General features: G+C 73.0%; 18 protein-coding genes. 8 read left to right on the top strand and 10 right to left on the bottom strand.

All coding sequences use genetic code 11. The features are described from left to right. Positions 1-18: 18 nt before the first annotated feature. A complete protein-coding gene (locus AB0M27_RS04545; protein WP_365717845.1) occupies positions 19-663 on the bottom strand; it encodes a hypothetical protein in 645 nt (214 codons plus the stop codon). Positions 664-735: 72 nt separating this feature from the next. Between AB0M27_RS04545 and AB0M27_RS04540 the strand changes: the two genes are divergently transcribed. Continuing rightward, positions 736-1404, top strand: coding sequence for a maleylpyruvate isomerase family mycothiol-dependent enzyme (locus AB0M27_RS04540; RefSeq protein ID WP_365717843.1), 669 nt, complete (start codon positions 736-738; stop codon positions 1402-1404). A 72-nt stretch (positions 1405-1476) separates the two neighbouring features. Then, positions 1477-2169, top strand: a complete 693-nt coding sequence (locus AB0M27_RS04535; RefSeq protein WP_365717840.1) for a copper homeostasis protein CutC — start codon at positions 1477-1479, stop codon at positions 2167-2169. Positions 2170-2308: 139 nt separating this feature from the next. On the opposite strand, the gene AB0M27_RS04530 is transcribed toward AB0M27_RS04535, so the two are convergent. Next, entirely contained in the window at positions 2309-3019 is a 711-nt protein-coding gene (locus AB0M27_RS04530; RefSeq protein ID WP_365717838.1) for a hypothetical protein, read from the bottom strand. A 56-nt stretch (positions 3020-3075) separates the two neighbouring features. Next, positions 3076-5040 (bottom strand): UvrD-helicase domain-containing protein, encoded by a 1965-nt coding sequence (locus AB0M27_RS04525; RefSeq protein ID WP_365718187.1) that lies wholly within the window; start codon positions 5038-5040, stop codon positions 3076-3078. 362 nt (positions 5041-5402) lie between these two features. Between AB0M27_RS04525 and AB0M27_RS04520 the strand changes: the two genes are divergently transcribed. Together AB0M27_RS04520 and AB0M27_RS04515 are read left to right on the top strand one after the other, a co-directional pair. After that, positions 5403-5585 carry a hypothetical protein gene (locus tag AB0M27_RS04520; RefSeq protein WP_365717836.1) on the top strand — a complete coding sequence of 61 codons (183 nt, stop codon included), beginning with the start codon at positions 5403-5405 and terminating at the stop codon, positions 5583-5585. Positions 5586-5702: 117 nt separating this feature from the next. Next, positions 5703-6779: a glycosyltransferase 87 family protein gene (locus AB0M27_RS04515; RefSeq protein WP_365718185.1), complete on the top strand. Its 1077-nt coding sequence runs from the start codon at positions 5703-5705 to the stop codon at positions 6777-6779. Here the strand turns inward: AB0M27_RS04515 and AB0M27_RS04510 are convergent. Both AB0M27_RS04510 and AB0M27_RS04505 read right to left on the bottom strand, forming a co-directional pair. After that, the gene (locus AB0M27_RS04510; RefSeq protein ID WP_365717834.1) at positions 6728-8380 is read right to left on the bottom strand and encodes a DNA repair helicase XPB; all 1653 of its coding nucleotides are present in this window, start codon (positions 8378-8380) and stop codon (positions 6728-6730) included. The two genes, AB0M27_RS04515 and AB0M27_RS04510, sit on opposite strands and share 52 nt — an antisense overlap. Before the next feature lie 65 nt (positions 8381-8445). Next, positions 8446-11025 (bottom strand): helicase-associated domain-containing protein, encoded by a 2580-nt coding sequence (locus tag AB0M27_RS04505; protein ID WP_365717832.1) that lies wholly within the window; start codon positions 11023-11025, stop codon positions 8446-8448. 133 nt (positions 11026-11158) lie between these two features. Here AB0M27_RS04505 and AB0M27_RS04500 point away from each other — a divergent pair, with 133 nt between their 5' ends. Together AB0M27_RS04500 and AB0M27_RS04495 are read left to right on the top strand one after the other, a co-directional pair. After that, positions 11159-12208 carry a hypothetical protein gene (locus tag AB0M27_RS04500; RefSeq protein ID WP_365717830.1) on the top strand — a complete coding sequence of 350 codons (1050 nt, stop codon included), beginning with the start codon at positions 11159-11161 and terminating at the stop codon, positions 12206-12208. Positions 12209-12344: 136 nt separating this feature from the next. Then, positions 12345-12962 (top strand): HAD family hydrolase, encoded by a 618-nt coding sequence (locus AB0M27_RS04495; protein ID WP_365717827.1) that lies wholly within the window; start codon positions 12345-12347, stop codon positions 12960-12962. Here the strand turns inward: AB0M27_RS04495 and AB0M27_RS04490 are convergent. Beyond that, a complete protein-coding gene (locus AB0M27_RS04490; protein ID WP_365717824.1) occupies positions 12938-13189 on the bottom strand; it encodes a hypothetical protein in 252 nt (83 codons plus the stop codon). The two genes, AB0M27_RS04495 and AB0M27_RS04490, sit on opposite strands and share 25 nt — an antisense overlap. A gap of 154 nt (positions 13190-13343) precedes the next feature. Between AB0M27_RS04490 and AB0M27_RS04485 the strand changes: the two genes are divergently transcribed. After that, positions 13344-13727, top strand: coding sequence for a cold-shock protein (locus tag AB0M27_RS04485; RefSeq protein ID WP_365717822.1), 384 nt, complete (start codon positions 13344-13346; stop codon positions 13725-13727). Between the two features lie 6 nt (positions 13728-13733). Here the strand turns inward: AB0M27_RS04485 and AB0M27_RS04480 are convergent, their stop codons facing one another. The 4 genes from AB0M27_RS04480 to AB0M27_RS04465 all read right to left on the bottom strand — a co-directional run bounded on the left by AB0M27_RS04480 (position 13734) and on the right by AB0M27_RS04465 (position 17330). Further along, entirely contained in the window at positions 13734-14594 is an 861-nt protein-coding gene (locus AB0M27_RS04480; RefSeq protein WP_365717820.1) for a 1,4-dihydroxy-6-naphthoate synthase, read from the bottom strand. After that, positions 14581-15300: a futalosine hydrolase gene (locus AB0M27_RS04475; protein WP_365717818.1), complete on the bottom strand. Its 720-nt coding sequence runs from the start codon at positions 15298-15300 to the stop codon at positions 14581-14583. Before AB0M27_RS04475 ends, AB0M27_RS04480 begins: the two co-directional genes overlap by 14 nt. A gap of 11 nt (positions 15301-15311) precedes the next feature. Then, positions 15312-15785, bottom strand: coding sequence for a DUF2771 domain-containing protein (locus AB0M27_RS04470; protein WP_365717816.1), 474 nt, complete (start codon positions 15783-15785; stop codon positions 15312-15314). A 138-nt stretch (positions 15786-15923) separates the two neighbouring features. Beyond that, complete coding sequence (locus AB0M27_RS04465) at positions 15924-17330, bottom strand: MFS transporter (protein WP_365717814.1); 1407 nt, start codon at positions 17328-17330, stop codon at positions 15924-15926. A 287-nt stretch (positions 17331-17617) separates the two neighbouring features. On the opposite strand from AB0M27_RS04465, the gene AB0M27_RS04460 reads away from it, so the two are divergent. Further along, on the top strand, positions 17618-18544 hold the full coding sequence (locus AB0M27_RS04460; RefSeq protein WP_365717812.1) for a DUF3027 domain-containing protein: 927 nt from the start codon (positions 17618-17620) through the stop codon (positions 18542-18544). The last annotated feature ends 318 nt before the right edge of the window (positions 18545-18862 follow it).

Below are 18862 nucleotides of genomic sequence, written 5' to 3'. Positions count from 1 at the left end.
CCTAGGGGGCCGGTCCCCTCAGGTCGACAGCATTTCCAGCTCGGAGGCGAGGTTGTAGCGGGCGGTGGCCTCCCAGTGCTCCAGGCCGTGCGGGGTGCTGAACAGGCGGGGTAGTGCGAGGAGTTGACACAGGATGGCCGAACGGCCCTCCCTGAAGGCGTCGTTCGGCACGAAGTGGTACTCCTCGCGCACCTCGGCGGTGTAGACGGCGTACACCGACGGGGGCGCGGCCAGGATCGCGAGGTCGGCGTCGCACAGCACCTGGCCGTCGCGGTCGTCGTCGGCCGGGTCGTGCGTGAAGGTGAGCCGGACCAGCCGGGCCACCTCGGCCGTCCTGGCGTCCGGCACACCCGCCTCCGGCAGGGCGCGCTCGGCGAGTCGCGCCGACCGCTCCTCGTTCTCGGACCGCTCCGGGAGGTAGACGGCGTCGTGGAACCAGGCGGCCAGGCGTACGACGTCCGGCTCGGCGGCGTACTTCTCCAGTACGTCGATGTGGTCGAGGACCGCGGTGAGGTGGGCCACCGTGTGGTACCGGCGCTGCGGCTCCTGCCAGCGGGCGAGCAGGTTGTCGGCGTACGGCGCGGGATCGGGACCGCCGCCCGGGGCACGGGCGGCTTCCAGCGCACGGGCGAAACGGAGACGCAGGGCATCGAGGTCGGCCATGGGGCCATTCTTCCGCGACGCGCGCCGTCGTTCTGCCGTGACGCGTGCCGTCGGCGTCCTAGCGTGGCCCCCATGACTGACGTACAGGAAGTACGAGACCCCGAACTCCCCGGCCGGCTGCTCACTCTGGAGCGGGATGCCCTGATACCGCTGCTGAGGTCGCGTCCGGACGCGGACTTCGCGCTGCCGACGGCCGCCTGTCCGGGGTGGTCGGTGCGCGACGTGCTGGCGCACTGTTCGGCCGCGTTGATGCGGGTGGTGGAGAGCCGGTTCGAGAAGGGCGTGTTCTCACCCGAGTCCAACGACCGGGACATCGCCGAGCGGGCCGAGTGGTCGAACGCGCGGGTCGTGGACGAGCTGGAGCGCGGGATGACCGAGGCCGGGCCGGTGATCGCCAGGGCGGGCGGAGTGCTCGACATGATCGCGCTGGGGGAGTGGGTGCACGCCGGTGACGTACGCGAGGTCTTCGGTGCGCCGGGGGCGTACGCGGGGGCCGGGCTGCCGGACGCGCTGACGCTGCTCGTCCGGATCACCCGTGAGAAGGAGCACCTGCCCCTGCACGCCGACCTGGACGACGTGGACGAGCCGCTGCGGCTCGGGGTGGCGGTCGCGGCGGGCCCGCCCGCGCGCTACATCGGCGACGCGCCCACCCTCGTCCGGCTGTACGCGGGGCGGCCGGTGAACGGGAGCGGATACGAGCTGGCCGGCGCGCGGGAGGGGGAACTCAACATCTTCGGGTGAAGGGCGCCCTCGCACAGGCGTAGTCTTGGAATTGGACTAGACCTGTAGTGACCGATGGACGAATGGGGTGCCATGAGCAAGCGTGCAGTCCTGGAGGTGATCGCGCTCGACGTCGACGACGCGGTCGCCGCCCAGGCCGGAGGCGCGGACCGCCTGGAGCTGGTCACCGACATGGCGGCCGACGGGCTCAGCCCCGCGCCCGCCACCGTCGCCGGGATCCGGGCCGCCGTCGACATCGACCTGCGCGTGATGCTCCGCCTCGCGGACGGGTTCTCGGCCGGTGACGTGGACCGTCTGGTCCGGGTGGCCGGCGACCTGCGTGAGGCCGGCGCCGACCAGTTCGTCCTCGGTTTCCTCGACGGCGGCGGCTGGGCTGACCTGGCCGCCGTCGAGCGGGTGGTCGGCGTGCTGGACGGCTGCGCGTGGACGTTCCACCGGGCGATCGACCGCGCCGCCGACCGCGACGCCCTGCGCAAGCAGGTCGCCGACCTGCCCGGCCTCGACACCTACCTCACCGCGGGCGCCGCCGGCGGAGTGGACGAGGGTATGCCGACGCTGGTCGCGGAGGCGGGCCGACGGGGGGAGCCGGGGTACGGCCAGACCCTCCTGGTCGGCGGCGGCCTGCGCCTGGAGCACGTGCCGCGGCTGCGGGCCGCCGGCATCGACGCCTTCCACATCGGCGGCGCGGCGCGCTCCGCGGGTTGGGCGGGGGCGGTTTCCGAGGGGGCTGTGCGGGAGTGGCGGAGGGCGTTGGACGCGGGGTAGCGCCGTAGCTCCGCAGGCCGTACGCCGGGTGCGGCTCCATCGTGGTTGTTCGCGCCCACGCGGCGGAGCCGCGTATCGACACAGCCCCGCGCCCCTTTCGGGGCGCTGCGGCCCCTGTCGGCCCCGCCCTTCCGGTGCGTCAGCCGGCCGCCAGCCCGATGAGCACGAGGAGCACGAACAGGGTGAAGCCGGTGAGCGGGAAGAGGCCCACGATTCCCATCGGGCGTGCGAACACCGAGCGGCCCGGGTCCAGCCCGGGGCCCTGGGGGGCGACCGGTGCGGGGAGCTTGCGGATCTTGGCCAGGGTGAAGAGGTTGATCAGCAGAATGACGGGTGTGATCAGCATCGACATCGGACCCCACCATCCCTGCGCCATGGTGTCCGACTGCATCTTCCGGAAGACGGCGAGCCCGCAGGTGTGACAGAAGGTGCCCTTCCGGTGCAGCTGGCGCATGATCACCAGCATGCCCTGATGCCCCCGGACCGTCATCGGCGCGGCGGGCGCCGCACCGCACACCTGGCACCCGGTACCGGGAGCGGCCGGGGACGCACCGGGGGCCTGCGGGTACGGAGCCTGGCCGTAGCCAACGGGTGCCTGCTGGTACGGCCCGGAGGGCTGCGGGTGTCCCATCGGGGCCTGGGGGTGTCCTGCCGGGGCCTGCGGGTGTCCCATCGGGGCCTGGGGGTGTCCCGCCGGGGCCTGCGGATAACCCGCCTGGGCCTGCCCGTACGGCCCGGGGCCCGGGCTCTGCTGGTACGGCCCCGGAGCCTGCTGATACGGACCCGGGCTCTGCTGGTACGGCCCGGGCTGCTGCTGGTACGCGGGGTGGGGAGGCTGCGAGGTGCTCAACGAAGGCCCTTCCATGGGGACATGCCGGAACGGCACGACACCCTAGCCGCGTGCCCTCAGGCCAACTGAGCCGGGACCGCTGCCGCGTGGGTCACGATCAGGCCCGACACCGCACGCGTGAGCGCCACGTACAGCCGGCGCAGTCCCGTGCGCTCGTCCGGCTCCCCGTCCACCACCGCCTGGGGCTCGTCCAGGACCACGTAGTCGTACTCCAGACCCTTGGCCAGGGACGCCGGGACCAGGGTGAGGCGGGTCTCCTGGGTGGTCTCCCCGCCGGGGGCGAGGTACGGCAGGCCCGCCGCCGTCAGGGCCTCGGCCAGGACCGGGACACGGGCGTCGGCGGCGATCAGACCGGTCGAACCCTCGTTGCGCAGCAACTCCTCGCAGGCGGCGACGACTTCGGGTGCCCCGCTGATCGTACGGATCTCGAAGAAGCCGGGATTCTCCCGGACGGAGGCCACCGGGGCGAGGCCGGGGGCGATGTGCGGGAGGAGACGGGAGGCGTAGGTGATGACGTCCGTGGGGACGCGGAAACCGGCCGTCAGCTCCTCGATCACCCCTTCGCGCTTGCCGAGATGGGCCAGCGCCTCGTCCCAGCTGCGGGTCGCCCAGGGGGTCGTACCCTGCGCCAGGTCGCCCAGCACCGTCGCGCTGCCCGTCGTGCAGCGGCGGCCGACGGCCCGGTACTGCATGGGGGACAGGTCCTGCGCCTCGTCGAGGACGACATGGCCGAGTGAGTGCGTGCGCTGGATCAGGTCCGCCGACTCGTCGATCAGCACCGCGTCCGCCGCCGACCACTTGGCCGACTTCACGCTGCGCACCGGCTTGGCCCACAGGATCGTCTTCTGCTCGTCCTCGTCCAGGACCCCGGCGGCGTGCTCGGCGAGGAAGTCCGCGTCCGTCAGCAGGCGCAGCACGAGCTTCGCCGGGTCCACGACCGGCCAGACCTCCTTCACGGCCGCCTTCACCGCGCTGTTGCGGGCCACCGCGTCCTGCACCCGGTCGTCCGGCGCCTCGCCCGAGTGCTCCATCTGCACCAGCACCGCGTGCGCGATCCGCTGCGGCAGGGCCTCGCGGGCGGCGCCGTAACGGATGTCACGCTGAAGCAACTCCCGGACGATGTCCTCCAGTTCGTACGACGGCACGCGCCAGCGCCGCGAGCCGCGCACCACCACGACCGCCTCCGTCGGCATGGTCACGTGCGAGTACAGGGCCCGGCGCAGCACCTCGGCCATCCGGGCGTCGCCCTTGATCACTGCGGCGCCCGCGTCGTCCGTGCCGCGCACCTCCACATGCGCGACAAGGTCGTCCACGGTGGCCTGCTGCACCGTCAACTCGCCCAGCGCGGGGAGGACTTGTTCGATGTAGTGCAGGAAGGACTTGTTCGGCCCGATCACCAGGGTGCCGGTGCGGGCGAGGCGCTCCCGGTGGGCGTAGAGGAGGTAGGCGACCCGGTGCAGACCGACGGCGGTCTTTCCGGTGCCGGGGCCGCCCTGGACGCAGACCGTGCCGGACAGACCGGAGCGGACGATCTCGTCCTGCTCGGGCTGGATGGTGGCGACGATGTCCCGCATGGGGCCGACACGCGGCCGCTCGATCTCCTGCTGGAGCAGTTTGCTGGCGGTGGCCGCCTCGGCCGGGTCGGAGAGGTGCTCGTCCTCGTACGCCGTGAGGTCGCCGCCGGTGTAGCCGAAGCGGCGGCGCAACCCGACGTCCATCGGGTCCTTCTTGGACGCCCGGTAGAACGGCTGCGAGACAGGGGCGCGCCAGTCGATGACCATGGGGTCGCCGTCGGCGTCGTGCACATGCCGCCGCCCGATGTAGAACTGCTCGCCCTCGGCCCCCTCGGCCTGGTCCGCGCGCGGCGCGTGCAGATAGTCCAGCCGGCCGAAGAACAGCGGGGTGTCGCTGAGGTCGGCCAGTGCCTTGATCCGCTCGCCGATCTGGCGGGACAGCACTTCGGCGTTGACCCAGTTCGCGGTGACGTCCCGGATGTCCAGCGACTCCACGTCCTCGCGCATGGCGCGCAGTGCGGCGCGGGAGGCGGCGAGGTGGGAGCGCTCTCGGGCGAGTGGGCCGTCGGCGGGCGTGGACGTGGACACGGGGATGCCTCCGGTGGACCTGCTGGGTGACTACGACGAAGCCGCCCGGTTTCCGACCGGGCGACGGCACTCCGCGGAGGGGAGGCGGGCAAGAGCGGAGATTCTAGGCGAGAACGCGCGGCGGGGGCCAACGGTTTTCCCGTCCGCTCCGTTCCGACCCCTAGGGGACGCGCGGCCCCCGAAGTAGGGGCCGCGGTCCACCCGTGGATCTACACGGAACCTTCCGGGATTGGCTCTGGAGACCGATGCGGGTCTTATGCCCGGCGATCCACCATGGAGACATGAGCGCACCAACCATCTCTCCAGGTCCTGTCCGGCCGCCGACCGGCGCCACAGCCGTGGACGGCCCGCATCACCACTGGCTGGGCAACGCCCTCCGCGCGATCAAGGTGTTCGCGGAGGCCGCGTTCGGCGTGGTCATCCTCGGCGAGTACGGCGAGGAAGCGGGCATACGCCGCAAGTAACCGCATAGGGTCGCCTCCGTGCCACAACCGACGGTGCGGAGACGGACGGCAGCCCTTCTGCTTCTCGCCCTCTCCCCCGCCGCCTTCGTCACGCTGTGCGTGCCGCAGCACACACCCATGGCCGACCTGCTCGTCTACCGGGCCGAAGGCGCGGCCGTGGTCCACGGCACCGATCTGTACGGCTTCACCGTCACCCGCTGGCGGCTCCCCGCGACCTACCCGCCCTTCGCGGCGATCCTGTTCGTCCCGGCCACCTGGCTGCCCGTCCCGGCCCTGAAGGCGGCCTTCCTCGCGGGCAACGCGCTCCTGCTCGCGGCCCTGATCGTCCTCTCGGCCCGTCTCGCGGGCAGAGCGGTCTCCCCGCCCCTGCTCTGCACGGCCACCGCCCTGTCCCTGTGGCTCGAACCGGTCTTCCAGACGGTCCTGTTCGGCCAGATCAACCTGGCCATCGCCGGCCTGGTCCCGTGGGACCTCACCCGGCCCCCCGGCCCCCGGGGCAGGGGCGTGGCCCTGGGCATCGCCACCGGCATCAAGCTGACCCCGGCGCTGTTCGTGGCGTACCTGCTCCTGCGGGGCCGCGGCCATGACGCGGGGACGGCGACGGCGGCCCGCGCCGGCACGGTCCTGCTCGGCACGCTGCTGCTTCCGGCGGCGAGCGCCGGCTTCTGGACCCGGCGGCTGTTCGAGACCGGCCGGGTCGGCAAGGCATGGATCGTGGACGACCAGTCCCTGCAGGGCCTGATCGCGAGGGCGCTCGGCACTCCGGCGCCGGGCCTCGCCTGGGCGGTCCCGGCGGCGGCGGTCGCGGCGGCGGGCCTGTGCCTGGCGGCACGCGTCCGGGAGGAACGGCACGGCGTCCTGCTCACCGCGGTCACGGCCCTGCTGATCTCACCGATCAGCTGGTCCCACCACTGGGCGTGGTGCGTCCCGCTCCTCACGGTCCTGCTCGCCGAGGGCCGCGTCCGCCTCGCGGCCCTCACGGCCACGGCCCTCACGGCCACGGCCTTCACGGCCCGCACCCTCTGGCTGGTCCCCCACGAGGCCCACCGCGACCTGCACCTGGCCTGGTGGCAACAGCCCCTGGCCTCGCCGTACCCGCTGCTGGGGCTGGCGCTGATCGCGGCGGCGGCGCTCCGGGCGGCTCAGCCGGTGCTGTCCTCGGTCAGGATGTCGTCCGCGTCCACGATCCGGTAGGAGTAGCCCTGTTCGGCCAGGAAGCGCTGGCGGTGGGCGGCGAAGTCCTGGTCGATGGTGTCGCGGGCGACGACCGAGTAGAAGTGCGCCTGGTGGCCGTCGGCCTTCGGGCGCAGGACGCGGCCGAGGCGCTGGGCCTCCTCCTGGCGGGAGCCGAAGGTTCCGGACACCTGGACGGCGACCGTCGCCTCCGGCAGGTCGATGGAGAAGTTCGCGACCTTCGACACCACCAGCACACTGATCTCGCCCTCGCGGAAGGCGTCGAAGAGCTTCTCGCGCTGGGCGTTGGAGGTCTCGCCCTTGATGACGGGCGCGTTCAAGTGCTCGCCCAGTTCGTCGAGTTGGTCGATGTACTGGCCGATGACGAGGATCTGCTGGCCGGCGAAACGGCGGACGATCGCCTCCGTCACCTTCCGCTTGGTGTCCGTCGTCGCACAGAAGCGGTACTTCTCCTCCGTCTCGGCCGTCGCGTACGCGAGCCGCTCGGAGTCCGTCAGATTCACCCGGACCTCGACGCAGTCGGCGGGCGCGATGTACCCCTGCGCCTCGATCTCCTTCCAGGGCGCGTCGAACCGCTTCGGCCCGATGAGCGAGAACACGTCCGACTCGCGGCCGTCCTCGCGGACGAGCGTCGCCGTCAGGCCGAGGCGACGGCGCGCCTGCAGATCGGCGGTGAACTTGAAGACGGGGGCGGGCAGGAGATGCACCTCGTCGTAGACGATCAGGCCCCAGTCCCGGGAGTCGAAGAGTTCCAGATGCTGGTAGACGCCCTTCCGCTTGGTCGTCAGCACCTGGTATGTGGCGATGGTGACCGGGCGGATCTCCTTCTTCGTACCGCTGTACTCGCCGATCTCGTCCTCGGTCAGCGTCGTCCGCTTCACCAGCTCGTGCTTCCACTGCCGGGCCGAGACCGTGTTGGTGACGAGGATCAGGGTCGTGGACTTGGCCTGGGCCATGGAACCGGCGCCCACCAGCGTCTTGCCGGCACCACAGGGCAGCACGACGACACCGCTGCCGCCGTGCCAGAAGTTCTCCACGGCCTGCTTCTGGTACGGCCGAAGCGCCCAGCCGTCCTCCAGCAGCTCGATCGGGTGCGCCTCACCGTCGACGTACCCGGCGAGATCCTCGGCCGGCCAGCCCAGCTTCAGCAGCACCTGCTTGATCTGCCCGCGCTCGGACGGGTGCACGACGACCGTGTCCGCGTCGATCCGCGCCCCGACCAGCGGGGCGATCCGCTTGGACTTCAGCACCTCCTCCAGCACCGGCCGGTCGGTGGTGGCCAGCACGAGCCCGTGCGCGGGGTGCTTGCTCAGCGTGAGCCGCCCGTACCTGTCCATCGTCTCGGCGATGTCCACGAGCAGCGCGTGCGGCACCGGATACCGGCTGTACTGCATCAGCGCGTCCACGACCTGCTCGGCGTCATGCCCGGCGGCACGCGCGTTCCACAGCCCGAGCGGGGTCACCCGGTAGGTGTGGATGTGCTCGGGCGCCCGCTCCAGCTCGGCGAACGGCGCGATGGCACGCCGGCACTCGTCGGCCCGCTCGTGGTCGACTTCCAGGAGCAGGGTCTTGTCGGACTGGACGATCAGCGGTCCGTTCACGTGCGGCACACACCCTTTCCACAACAACCAAACGTCCAGTGTGCCCTAAACGCCGACGATCACCGTCAGTCTTCCGCCAGCTCCGCCACGCCCGTGATCCGGTGCAGCGGATAGGTGCGCACCTCGTCCGCGGTGTGGTCGTACGCCGTGACGAAACCGCCCTCCACCTTGACCGGGGCGATGACGCGCTGACTGGCGGTGCCCTCGGCGTTGACGTAGCCGATCCAGAGGGATCCGCCGGTCAGCACGGCCGCCTGCATGGTGGCCAGGGTCTCGGCGGAGGAGGTGCGGGGCAGTTCGCCACCCGGCAGCGGAACCCCGGCCCCGGCGGTCTTGCGCGGGGCGGTGGCGGCCAGGTCGCCGGCCCGGATCGCGCGGATCGCCGCCGCGAGCAGCGTGGCGTCGGGCGGCGGCGGGCCGTCCGGGACCGGCTCGGGCGCGGTGCGCGGCGGGGTGCGGTGGGCGTGGGCGCGGGTGATCAGAACGTCACCCTCGGCGGACTCGGCGGCCGGCGCGAAGCCCATCGCGCGCAGGCCCTCCAGCAGTGTGGCCGGGTCGCACGGGGCGGCCAGCACGGTCGGGGCGAGCCGGCGCAGCCGCAGGCCCGCGGCGCGCCGGTCGGCGAGGATCTCGTTCAGCAGGGCGTCGTCGTCGCAGCGCACGTACGCCGAGGCCGCGCCGACCCGGAGGTGGCCGTGCTTGCGGGCCACGTCGTCGATCAGGTACGCGAGCGGCTGCGGCACCGGGGTGCGGGAGTGCTCGGCGAGGAAGGCGTGCAGATCGCCGGCGGTACGGCCGGCGTCCAGGGCCCGCCGTACCGAGTCCGGGGTGAAGCGGTACACGGTCGCGCCGCCCTTGGACTCGACGTCCGCGAGCACGCCCAGCAGATCGGCGAGGGGGCGTTGCAGCGGACCGGGGGCCACCGCCGTCAGGTCGGCCTGGAGCAGCACGTGGTCCAGCGGCTCGGGCAGGAGCGGCGCGAGCAGGCGGGCGGCGGCGGCCGTCGCCACGGCCTGCTCGGCGGGGGAGAGGGGGGCCGGGGCGGTGGCCGGATGGTGGTGATGGTGGACGGGCAGCTTGTCACCGGGGCCGGTCTCCGTGGCCGAGCCGGAGGTGCCCGGGGTGCCCGAGGCGGCGCGCGAGCCCGCCCCCGCCGCAGGGGCGCCCAGCAGAGCGCGCCCCTGCGCCGACAGCGCGCCCCGCCCCGTGATGCCCAGCGCCTCCGCCTCGGACAGGGTCCAGCGGGCCAGCCGCGAGCGCAGATCCTCCTCGCCGTTGCGCTGCTGGGGCCCGCGCAACGGCCGTTCCCAGCGCAGCCGGGCCAGCACCGACTCGGTGTCCGGTGCCGCGCCCGCCGGCAGTCCCGCCAGCAGGGTCAGCACCCGGTGCCGTACCTCGGGCGCGGCCGAGCGGTCCAGGCCGGGGCCGAGCGCGGCGAGCGTACGGTCCTTGGCGTCGCGCCCGCCGACCAGCCCTGGCGTCCGGGTGGCCGCCAGCCAGGCCTCGGCCAGCTGCGCCCAGCGCTCGGCGGAGGGCCGCTCCAGCCACTCGTCGTAGGCGGGCGTGGCCGCGTACCGCTCGTCGGCCTCGTCGTCGGAGGCGATCAGCCCGGCCGCGTAGGCCAGTTCCACCCAGAACGCGGCGACCGGCTCGGACACGTCCAGCGCGACGGCGGTCCGCTTCAGGTCGCGGACGCTCAGCCCACCGGCCCGCAGCACGGCCGGGCCGCCCTCGTCCCAGTCCTTCAGCAGCTCCTCGATTGTGGCGAGCGCGGTGTACGCCTGCCCGGCCGCTGTCGCGTCCACCACCTGACGACCGTGCGTCGCGGCCGGCTCCACGGCGGGCGGCAGCGGCTCGGGCGCGCGGTGGGCCCGGCCCTCGCGCAGATGCAGGGCGACCTCACGCGGCAGGACGACCGTGCCGGGTGCGGTCGGCAGCAGCAGCCCGCGGTCGAGCAGCCAGCGCAGATGCGCCGCCGGTTCCGCGGTGACCTGCCCGTACGGCGGCCCCCACACCAGCCGCGCCAGCACCTCGCGGGCGGCCTCCGGGGCTCCGGCCAGCAGCTCGGCCATCTTCCTCCGGTCGCTGAACAGCGCGGTGAGCGCGGTCACGGCGGACACCGAGTCGTGCGTCGAGGCCAGCCCGGCCGCCGTGACGATCTCCTGGATCCGGCCCGGCGACATGCCCGAGGTGGCCTCCTGCACGCTGGGCCCGAGCCCCGTCGGGGAGGGGTGCTGCGGGGACGGCGCGAGGAGTTCGCGGGCCGTGCGGACCAGCCGCAGCCGCTCGTCGTCGCCCCACACCAGCGCCTGCTCGCGCAAGCCGGCGAGGGCGTGCGGCAGCGCGGCGGCGATCCTCTTGTCCCCGGCGTCCCCGGCCATCAGGGCGAGCAGCGTGTCGTACGACGCCGGGTCCGGGGCAACGGCCAGCGCCTCCGCCGTCTGCAGCGCGAACCGGTCCAGCCGCTCCAGCGCGCGCAGCACCGAGGCGCGGGTCCCGGCGCGGGTGGCCAGCTGGGTGAGGTCGGTCGGGACGGGCGTGATGAGGTCGGGGCGGCTGCGCAGCAGCGCGGCCAGGGAGGCGTCGTCCCGCGCGCGGAGCGCTTCCGCGAGGGAACGGGGGGCTGGGTGGGCCGCTTGGCTCATCTGACCCACGGTAGCGGGTGCCATCCCCGGAAGGGGTGCCCCCGCAGGCGCCGACCCCGGTACGGATTGGGCGACACGACTCTGCGCTACCGTCCTCACGGGGTTTCATCGCCGTCACCCCGGAGGGGTTGCGTTGGGGATCGAGAGCGACCAGGTCGTCTACGAGTACCTGAGCCGTGTCGGAGACATCGCTCAGCAACGCCAGTTGCCGTCGGCGACGCGGATGCGGCTCGTGTCGGAGCTGCGCAACGAGATCGACCGGCACCGGGCCAAGGCGACGGTCGACAGTCCCGCCGCGGTCCGCCGCATCCTGGACCGGCTGGGCACCCCGGACGAGGTCGTCGCGGCCGCGGGAGGTGCGTCCGGCACCGGCCGGGTTCCGCAAGCGCCCGCCGCCGTGCCCGTACAGCCCGCGCCGCGCGAACGGAAGCCGGAACCGAAGCCGGATCCGGGGGACTGGGAACGGCAGCCATGGCTGAAGGGCCTGCGCCGGATCGTCCCCGGCCCCCGCCCCGGCGAGAGCGAGACCGAGTCCGCGCCCTCCGTCCCGCGCGACGCCCCGTCCCCGCCGCACCTGGCCGCCGCGCACGAACTCGGGGACAGCGCCGTACAGCCCGACTGGTGGCGGGTCGGTGGCAACTCCTTCGGCGCCGCGGCCGAGACGGACCCGGTGCCGGGGTTCGTGGGCGGTGTGGAGATCCCGGAGCTGCTCAGGCGGCCACCGAAGGAGAGGGAGCCGGCCGACCGGGCCCCGGAGCCGGCCGAGCCGAAAACGGAGGCGACCGAGGCCGAGGCCGAGCCCGCGTCCTCCGCCGCACGCCGGCGTCTGGTCCCCCGCCCCGCCGCCGGCTGGAACAACCCCCTCCTGCTGCTGGCCGCCGCCGCCCTGGTCGCCGGTGCGGTGCTCGGGAACTGGTTCGCGCTGCTCCTCGGCTGGGTGATCGCCTACGGCTCCCGGCGGCTGACCCCCGCGGAGATCAAGGTCGCCGTGATGGTCCTGCCGGGTACGGCGGTCGCGGCCGGAGTGGTGTGGCTGTGGGGCAGGGTCAACGGCTGCTGGGGCCAGCCGATCGCCCAGGGCCACATGAACGACGCGGTCGCCGGGACATGGCCGTGGGTGGTCCGGGGGGCGGCGGTGGCTTCGGCGCTGTACCTGGTGTGGCGTTCGCAGAGGGCCAGGTGAGCGCCGTAGGGCTTGCGGTGGGTGCCTGGCTGCGGGCCCGTCGTGGTTGCTCGCGCAGTTCCCCGCGCCCCTTGGGGGTGCTCACCCGCACCGGGCGCACACCAGTCGTCCCCACGCCACTGACACAATGACGCATATGACATTCACCGTCGGATTCGACCTCGACATGACCCTGATCGACTCGCGGCCCGGAATCCATGCCTGCTACCTGGCGCTGTCCGAGCGGACCGGGACGTACATCGACGCCGATCTGGCGGTGACCCGGCTCGGACCGCCGCTCGCGGAGGAGCTGATCAACTGGTTCCCCGAGGAGCAGGTGTCCGCGATGGCCGACCTGTACCGGCAGATGTACCCGGCGATCGCCATCACCGCGACCCCCGCCATGGACGGCGCCCGGGAGGCGATGGCCGCGGTGCGGGCGGCCGGTGGACGGACGATGGTGGTCACGGCGAAGTACGAGCCCAACGCCAAGCTGCACCTGAGCCACCTCGGCATCGAACCGGACGTGGTCGTGGGCGACCTGTGGGCCGAGCAGAAGGCGGAGGCGCTGCGCGAGTACCGCGCCGGCGTGTACGTCGGCGATCACGTCGGGGATGTGCGCGGGGCCCGTACGGCGGGAGCGCTGTCGGTCGCGGTGGCGACCGGACCATGCCCCGCCGACGAGCTGCGCGCCGCCGGCGCGGACGTAGTCCTGGCGGACCTGTCCGCCTTCCCGGCGTGGCTGTCCGCCTACCGTGAGGCGCCCCGCGCCTGACGCCGGCCGGCGGCGATCGACCGCAGGACGCCCGCGCCGGCGACGAGGAAACCGACGGCCATGAGCATGCTCAAACCGAACATGTACGTCGGAAAAGGCTTTGCGCCGACGAACAGCGGGGCCACCGTGACGAGAGTGGCCACGGCCCCGATGAAGAAGACGATCGCACCGGCGCGGATCAGCCGGTCACCGGGCGCCGCGGAATTCGTTTGGGTTTTGTCACGCACCGGACCAGGGTAGTTCCCAGCGCGAGGGAACAACCGGGGGACGTCTTGTCACCCGCCCCGAGACCATTAGCCTTGATAGCGGCGGGTCACGATGGACCCGCTCTAGTGCTATCAAGAGCACTTTTCCCAACTAGTACGAGGACGAGGACAGACGGTGCCGACCGGGCGTGTCAAATGGTTCAACAGCGAGAAGGGCTTCGGCTTTCTCTCCCGCGACGACGGCGGTGACGTCTTCGTCCATTCCTCGGTTCTCCCCGCCGGAGTCGACGCACTCAAGCCGGGACAGCGCGTGGAGTTCGGCGTCGTCGCTGGTCAGCGTGGTGACCAGGCGCTGTCGGTGACTGTGCTGGAGCCGGCGCCGTCGGTCGCCGTGGCCCAGCGCAAGAAGCCGGACGAGCTGGCCTCCATCGTGCAGGACCTGACGACCCTTCTCGAGAACATCACGCCGATGCTCGAGAAGGGCCGGTACCCGGACAAGGCCTCCGGCAAGCAGATCGCCGGCCTGCTGCGGGCGGTCGCCGACCAGCTGGACGTGTAGGACCCGTCAGGGAAACGTGAGCGCATCCGGGCCGAGGGGCGGCACCAGCCCCTCGGCCGCCGCGCGTGTGAGCAGCCCGCGAACCGCGGCGTAGCCGTCCTCGCCTAGGCCGGCGGTGAACTCGTTCACGTACAGGCCGATGTGCTGGTCCGCCACGGCCGGGTCCATCTCCTGGGCGTGTGCCATGACGTACGGCCGGGACGCCTCGGGGTCGTCCCAGGCGGCGCGTACGGAGGCGCGGACGGAGTCGGCGAGCCGGGTGAGGGTCTCGGCCCCCAGCGTGCGCTTGGCGATGATCGCGCCCAGCGGGATCGGCAGCCCGGTCGTGCGCTCCCAGTGCTCGCCCATGTCGGCGAGCTTGTGCAGCCCGTAGTTCTGGTAGGTGAACCGGGCCTCGTGGATGACAAGGCCGGCGTCCACCTTGCCGTCCCGCACGGCCGGCATGATCTCGTGGAACGGCATGACGACGATCTCGCCGACCCCGCCGCCGTTCAGCGTGTCCGCCGCCCACAGCCGGAACAGCAGATACGCCGTCGACTTCTCGCTCGGCACCGCGACCGTACGGCCCGTCAGATCGGCGCCCGCCTCGCGGGTGAGCACCAGCGGCCCGCAGCCCCGGCCCAGCGCGCCGCCGCACGGCAGCAGCGTGTACTCGCCGAGGACGTACGGCAGGACGGCGTACGACACCTTCAGCACGTCGAACTCGCCGCGCTCGGCCATGCCGTTGGTGATGTCGATGTCGGCGAAGGTCACGTCCAGCGCGGGGGCGCCGGGGACCCGGCCGTGGGCGAGGGCGTCGAAGACGAAGGTGTCGTTGGGGCAGGGGGAGTACGCGATCCGCAGGGACCGCTGCTCACTGGTCGTCATGACGGTTCCAACTCTCCAATGCGGGCGCGAGCTTCCCGAAGCCCTCGGTGAGGGCGGTGAGGGCGTCGCCGATGCGCCAGGCGGCCCGGTCGCGCGGGCCGACCGGGTTGGAGACCGCGCGGATCTCCAGCACCGCCGTTCCGTGCGCGGTGGCCGCCTCCGCCACCCCGAACCCCTCCATGCCCTCGGCGAGCGCCCGCGGGTGCCGGGCGCGCAGCTCGGCGGCGCGGGCGGCGGTGCCGGTGACGGTGGAGACGGTCAGGACGGTGCCGGCCGGGGCGCCGGCGGCCTGGCAGGCGGCCCGCACCAGTGATCTCGGCGGGTAGTGGGTGACGGTCCCGAAGCCCAGTTCGGTGACCGGGACGAAGCCGTCGGCGGTCTCGGCGCCCAGGTCGGCCACGGCGATCCGGTCGGCGACGACGAGCGAGCCGACGGGCGCCTTGGGCTGGAAGCCGCCGCCGATCCCGGCCGAGACGACCAGGCCGTACGGGGTGCCGGCGAGGCGGGCCGCGGTGAGCGCGGCGGAGACGGAGGCGGCGGCGAGGGCCGGGCCGACACCCGCGTCGAGCAGATCCCAGCCGTCGGCCGTACGCGTCAGGCCCGCACCCGGCAGCCAGACCTGTTCCACCGGCGAGGGGAACGCCCGTGCCACCGCGTCCCGCTCTGCCGGGACCGCGGTGGCCACGAGGACGCGTCGGACGCGCACGGAAGCCGTGATCAGGCCTTCTTCAGCTTGAACGACCACATGCCCTGGTTGGACTTCTCGCCCATCCGGATCGTGAGCGTGTTGGTGTCGCCCTGGGTGCCGTACTGCTGGTTGAAGAACGCGCTGCCCGGGACGGTGCTGTAGGTCTTCTTGCTGACGTTGGTGAACTGCTGGCCGTTCACCAGGAGGACCCAGCCGGCGTCCGCGATCTTCGGGTCGACACCGACGCGGACCGTCTCGTCCTGGTCGACCTTGATCGACTCGGCCTTGCCGACGTTCTTGACGCACTGCGCCAGGGACTTGGCGTCCAGCGCCTTGCCGTCGTTGTAGCAGAGGGCCTCGGAGTTGACCGAGCTGTCGCCGACGGTGACGGTCGCGACGGGCGTGGGCTTCTCGCAGGCCGTGAGCAGGAGCAGTCCGGCGGAAACGGCGCCGGCGGCGGCGACGGCGCGGCGGCGTCGCACAACGGATTGCAGCGTGGTCATGGCCGAAGGCTATCGGGCACCTGGAGCCGTCCGGCCACGTGGGGTGCGGCGTGCCCGGTTCGTTACGCCAGCCGTGCCCGTGGTTCGGCAAACCGTGTCCGCTTCGTTATGGCGAGCTCGGGGTTGTCTCGGGGCACGTCAGGCGACGCGGGGCCGTGCGCGGCCGCCGTGCCGGGCCGAGGCGAGCAGGCCCTTGAGGGTGGTCAGCCAGCCGACCGCCACGAACGCGGCGCCGATCAGCAGGCCGAGGGTGCCGTTGAGCGGCAGCACGATGCCGACGGCGCCGCCGAACACCCACGCCATCTGCAGCAGCGTCTCCGAGCGGGCGAACGCCGAGGTGCGCACCAGCTCGGGCACGTCCCGCTGGATCAGCGCGTCCAGGGCCAGTTTGGCCAGCGCCTGGCCGAACCCGGCGACGGCCGCGAGGCAGGCCACCAGCAGCGCCCCGAAGAACAGGGCGGCCACGATCGCCGTGCCGAGCACCACCGCGACGACGGCCACGATGATGATCTCCGGGGCGCGTGATCTCAGCCAGGCCCCGACGGCCGTACCCAGCGCGTTGCCTACACCGGCGGCGACACCGACGATCCCGAGCGAGACCGCGGCGCTCTCGCCGGTCAGCGGGTGCTCGCGCAGCAGGAAGGCGAGGAAGAAGATCAGGAAGCCGGAGAGGCAGCGCAGGGCGGCGTTGGCGCCGAGCGCGTGGGTGACGGCGGGGCCGACGGTCCGCAGCCCCGGCCGCTTCGCCTGTTCCTTCCTGCGCTGCGGCCCGTGCAGATGCTGCTCGTCGGCCGCGAGCAGCGCCACGTCCTCGCCCTTGGCCGAGTCCACCTTGGGCGGCAGGGAGAACGACAGGAACGTGCCCGCGACGAAGATCACGAAGGCGCCGTACAGCGGCCAGGGATCGCCGACCTGGTGCAGCCCCGCCGCGACCGGCGCGGCGACACCAGTGGCCAGCAGCCCCGCCAGGGTGACCCGCGAGTTGGCCTTCACCAGCGAGAACCGGGGCGGCAGCAGCCGCGGTACGACCGCACTGCGGACCACCCCGTACGCCTTGGACGCGACCAGCACCCCCAGCGCGGCGGGATACAGCTCCAGGCTGCCGCTCGCCACGGCGCCCGAGATGACGAGCGCGAGCAGGGCGCGGGCCAGCATGGCTCCGGCCATCGCGGCGCGCCGGCCGTGCGGCAGCCGGTCGAGGAGGGGGCCGACGACCGGGGCGAGGACGGTGAAGGGTGCCATCGTGATGGCGAGGTAGAGCGCGACCCGCCCCCGGGCCTCGTCGGTCGGCACGGAGAAGAACACGGTGGAGGCGAGCGCCACGGTGATCATCACGTCACCCGCGCCGTTGACGGCGTGCAGCTCGATCAGCTTGCCGAGCCCCGACTCGCCCGCCCCGTGCGCGTGCGTGGCCTTCCGGATCCCGCGCGCGGCCCCGGTGACCGGGAAGTGCAGGGCACGCCCGACGGAACGGACGGCGCCACCGACCCGGCTCGCACCGCCACCCCGAACACCACGCCTGTCCGCGGTCGCCACGTGCTTCATAGTGCCCCGAGAAGCGGCCGGATAGTGCGCATACGACGCGCATGGCGCCGAACCGAAGCGTGGGACCGGTGTGCCGGGTCGGGTGGCGGTCGGGAAAACCTGCCGCGTAGAGGCAGCGAATCCTGTTCGGTGTAGCGTGCCTATCTCAGCCATAACGCAGAATGGATGGCAGAGGTGCGCCCAGCGCGCGGATGCAGACGTCGATGCGGTCCCCCGGTCCGCTCCGTCGGCAGGCCCGCCCGAGGCAGCCGCCCTCGACGAGACGGCGTAGGAGAGAAGCGATACCTGTGAGCGCAGCGACAACGCGAAGCCGCACCCCCGACCGTCTGTGTGCCGAGGCGGTCGATCTCGCCCGCGCCGCCGCCGAGGAGGCCGCCGCCCCCGGTGTGGTCGGGGAGCACGTCGGCCTCGTCTCCGAGGGCGACCGCGTTGTCACGCACTTCTTCGAGTGCAAGGAGCTGGGCTACCGCGGCTGGCGCTGGGCGGTGACCGTGGCCCGCGCCTCCCGTGCCAAGATCGTCACGCTCGACGAGGTGGTGCTCCTCCCCGGCTCCGACGCCCTGCTCGCCCCCGAGTGGGTCCCGTGGAGCGAGCGGCTGCGCCCCGGCGACCTCGGCCCCGGCGACCTGCTCCCCACAGACCAGGACGACCTGCGCCTGGAGCCCGGCTACACGGGCGAGGAGGAGCCGCCGCCGAACTCGCTCGTCTCCCATGAGATGGCGGAGCTGGCGGAGGCGGAGGACGCCGACGTCACCCCCGGCGCCCCCGCCACCCAGCCCACGACCCCCAACCGGGGCTCGATCGCAGCCGTGGCGGAGGAACTGGGCATGCGCCGGGCCCGCGTCCTGTCCCGCTACGGCCTGCACGTCGCCGCGGACCGCTGGGAGGAGTCGTACGGCCCGAAGACCGCGATGGCCCAGGCGGCCCCGGCCACCTGTATGAGCTGCGGTTTCCTCACCCCCATCGGCGGCTCCCTCGGCCAGGCCTTCGGCGTCTGCGCCAACGAGTTCTCCCCGGCCGACGGCCGGGTGGTCTCCCTGTCCTATGGCTGCGGCGGCCACTCGGAGGCCGCGGTCATGCCCAAGCCCCCGCAGCCGGCCCCGCCGGTCATCGACGAGACCCGGGTGGACCCCTTCCCCCTCCGCCCCGCCCGCGACTCGGGCTCGGTCCCGGAGGCGGGCGACGAGGAGACGGCGGAGCTGGGCCACTCCTGAACCGCGGGCGGCCCAGGTACGGCCCTGTCCACAGGGTCCACCGGCTGGTCGTACCGGAAACGGCCCGCGGCAAGAGCGTCGGCCGCGCGCTGATGGCCTACGCGTCCCACGCGACCCGTCGTAACCGGGCGGTTCCCGCCCAGGTCCAACGGCAGCCCCCGTCAACGCAGTTGCTCCGAAAGAATTGGGTGGGTTTGCGGCTGCCCGCAGGCGGCGGAGAAGAGCGGCGCCCGGTGTCGCTGCCACGGGATACGATCCGCAGGCGCGAGGCGCTCCACCCCGGCGCGAAGGCCAGGGGCTCCTCGCCCGAAGCCGGGA

This window comes from Streptomyces sp. NPDC052107, assembly GCF_040680215.1.
GTDB lineage: Bacteria > Actinomycetota > Actinomycetes > Streptomycetales > Streptomycetaceae > Streptomyces.
Note: the sequence above shows the minus strand (reverse complement) of the source record. Positions and strands in the feature narration are given on the sequence as shown.

Bases quoted from the DNA above. Each gene is read 5' to 3' on its own strand.
- AB0M27_RS04545 (WP_365717845.1), bottom strand. From the start codon at position 663: ATGGCCGACCTCGATGCCCTGCGTCTCCGTTTCGCCCGTGCGCTGGAA.
- AB0M27_RS04540 (WP_365717843.1), top strand. From the start codon at position 736: ATGACTGACGTACAGGAAGTACGAGACCCCGAACTCCCCGGCCGGCTG.
- AB0M27_RS04535 (WP_365717840.1), top strand. From the start codon at position 1,477: ATGAGCAAGCGTGCAGTCCTGGAGGTGATCGCGCTCGACGTCGACGAC.
- AB0M27_RS04525 (WP_365718187.1), bottom strand. From the start codon at position 5,040: ATGCGCGAGGACGTGGAGTCGCTGGACATCCGGGACGTCACCGCGAAC.
- AB0M27_RS04520 (WP_365717836.1), top strand. From the start codon at position 5,403: ATGAGCGCACCAACCATCTCTCCAGGTCCTGTCCGGCCGCCGACCGGC.
- AB0M27_RS04515 (WP_365718185.1), top strand. From the start codon at position 5,703: ATGGCCGACCTGCTCGTCTACCGGGCCGAAGGCGCGGCCGTGGTCCAC.
- AB0M27_RS04505 (WP_365717832.1), bottom strand. From the start codon at position 11,025: ATGAGCCAAGCGGCCCACCCAGCCCCCCGTTCCCTCGCGGAAGCGCTC.
- AB0M27_RS04495 (WP_365717827.1), top strand. From the start codon at position 12,345: ATGACATTCACCGTCGGATTCGACCTCGACATGACCCTGATCGACTCG.
- AB0M27_RS04480 (WP_365717820.1), bottom strand. From the start codon at position 14,594: ATGACGACCAGTGAGCAGCGGTCCCTGCGGATCGCGTACTCCCCCTGC.
- AB0M27_RS04470 (WP_365717816.1), bottom strand. From the start codon at position 15,785: ATGACCACGCTGCAATCCGTTGTGCGACGCCGCCGCGCCGTCGCCGCC.
- AB0M27_RS04465 (WP_365717814.1), bottom strand. From the start codon at position 17,330: ATGAAGCACGTGGCGACCGCGGACAGGCGTGGTGTTCGGGGTGGCGGT.